The organism is Streptomyces colwelliae (assembly GCF_048158785.1).
Lineage (GTDB): Bacteria > Actinomycetota > Actinomycetes > Streptomycetales > Streptomycetaceae > Streptomyces.
On the sequence record NZ_JBLTJC010000728.1, the window covers coordinates 1 to 2,071 of the forward strand.

2 protein-coding genes and 1 pseudogene are annotated in these 2,071 nt (G+C 70.7%); 2 read left to right on the forward strand and 1 reads right to left on the reverse strand.

Translation table 11 applies throughout. From position 1 onward, the window contains the following. The coding region (locus ACNFOC_RS53720) for a DUF8688 domain-containing protein (RefSeq protein ID WP_416966218.1) at positions 1-740 on the reverse strand (740 nt) is incomplete at its 3' end. 102 nt (positions 741-842) lie between these two features. Here ACNFOC_RS53720 and ACNFOC_RS53725 point away from each other — a divergent pair. Both ACNFOC_RS53725 and ACNFOC_RS53730 read left to right on the forward strand, forming a co-directional pair. Next, complete coding sequence (locus ACNFOC_RS53725) at positions 843-1,826, forward strand: polysaccharide deacetylase family protein (RefSeq protein WP_416966219.1); 984 nt, start codon at positions 843-845, stop codon at positions 1,824-1,826. Beyond that, positions 1,823-2,071, forward strand: a pseudogene (locus ACNFOC_RS53730) (hypothetical protein); the annotation flags it as partial. The gene ACNFOC_RS53725 and the pseudogene ACNFOC_RS53730, both read left to right, overlap by 4 nt.

Here is a 2,071-nt window from a genome sequence, read left to right on the forward strand (position 1 = left end):
AACCACAGCACAGCCTCCTTCACGTCCCCACCGTCGGAGATCCACTCCGCCTCGGCCGCCGCCGGGATCGCCTCGTGCGGCACCCCGGGTGCGATCTTCAGCGCGGCGATCGGGGCTGTCGTAGCGGCGCCGATCGCCCAGGACAACGGCGGCGAGTACGCCTCGGGATCGAAGATGCGCCCCCGGCCGCCGCGTCGCGCGGGGTCGACGAACACGGCGTCGTACGCGGACGTGTCCACGTCGGTGACATCCGCCTCGTGGACCTCGATCAGCTCGGCGAGTCCCAACGCCTCCGCGTTGGCCCGCGCCACGGCCACCGTCAGCGGATCGCGGTCCACGGCCAGCACACGCACCCCCGCCCGCGCCAGCGCGATCGCGTCGCCGCCGATTCCGCAGCAGAGGTCGGCGACGGAGGTCACGCCCAGGTCGAGCAGGCGGGCGGCGCGGTAGGTGGCGACGCTCGCGCGGGTCGACTGTTCGAAGCCGTTGGGGGTGAAGAACATCCGGTCGGCGTCCTCGGGCGTGAACTTCGCCGCTGCCGCGCGTTGCCGCAGCCGGGCCTGGCCGAGGGCCGCCGAGACGAGGTCGGCGGGGTGGTCGCGGCGGAGCCGGGTGGCGACGGCGAGTTCCTTGGCCGGGTCGGTGCCGCGGACCTCGTCGAGGAGGGCGCGGCCCTCGGGGGTGAGCAGGGCGGCGAAGGCGAGTACGGGATCGTTCGCCGGGTCAGTGGGGTCGTTCACCGGGACATTGTGGGCCAGTCGGTGGACGGTGTGCCTCCGGTGGCGGTGTGTTGGCGGTGTCGGCGCCGGGATCGGGGCCGGTGCCTGAAAAAATCCGACCCCATGCGAGTAGTCGTACAAAATGACATCAATCGGGCGGATCGGGGTCGCGGTCTCCAGGGAACCCGGGGTGGTCGGGGCAATCGGGGCCGGACGACGGGGGTCGCCCGTGGCGCGCTCGCCGCCCTCGCGCTCGCCGCCCTCGTCTCCGGCTGCACCCAGCCCGGTTCCGGCGCGGCTGTCCGCCCGGCGCAGGGCGCGCAGCCGCTGCACGCGCCCCCGGCCCGCGCGCTGGACTCCTACGCGACCAAGCTGCGCGCCGCGTACGCCGCGCGGGTGGCCGCCGCGAAGCGCTGGGGGCTGGCGAAGGTGCCGCTCACGGCGCCGCCGGCCCCGGCGCACAAGCCGGAGATCACCGCGCGCAAGGGCTTCGAGGTGGACGACCAGGAGGAGTTGAACCTCCCGCCGGTCTTCACGACGATCCCCACGAAGCAGAAGGTCGTCTTCCTCACCATCGACGACGGCGAGAACAAAGACCCCGCGTTCCTGCGGATGATGAACGACCTGAAGATCCCGTACACGGCCTTCCTCAGCAACTACCTGGTCAAGGACGACTACGGCTACTTCCGGAAGATGCAGGCCCAGGGGCACACGCTCAACAACCACACCCTCACGCACCCGTACCTGCCGGGCCTCTCCTACGCCGAACAGAAGCGTGAGATCTGCGGCATGCAGGACATCATGAAGAAGCAGTTCGGCAAGGCCCCGACGGTCTTCCGGCCGCCGTTCGGCAACTACAACCACGACACCCTCGTCGCCGCGAAGTCCTGTGGCATCAAGTACGCCCCGATCTGGGACGAGGAGGTGTTCGTCGACCACTGGGAGTACCGCGAGTGGGACCGGAACCTGCACCCCGGTGACATCGTCCTGACGCACTTCCGGGGCCGTGACGAGTGGAAGGGCACGATGGTCGACGACATGCGCCGCTTCCTGGGCAAGGTCACGGCGGAGGGGTACGCGGTGGCCCGCCTGGAGGACTACCTGTGAGGGTCCGGGTACCGGTGGCCGTCGCCCTGGCGGCCACCCTCTTCACCGGCTGCGCCCAGTCCGTCGACCCCATCGAACGGCTCGGCAAGAAGGCCGCCCAACGCGTCCACCCGCACGGCCCGTCCCATGAACAGCCGTACCGCCACTGGGGTTTGACGGCCCCACTGCTCAAGGCCGCGCGGAGCAGCTACCCGACGAACTTCTGGGACGTCACCAGCGGCAACAACTCCACGTACGCCACCGGC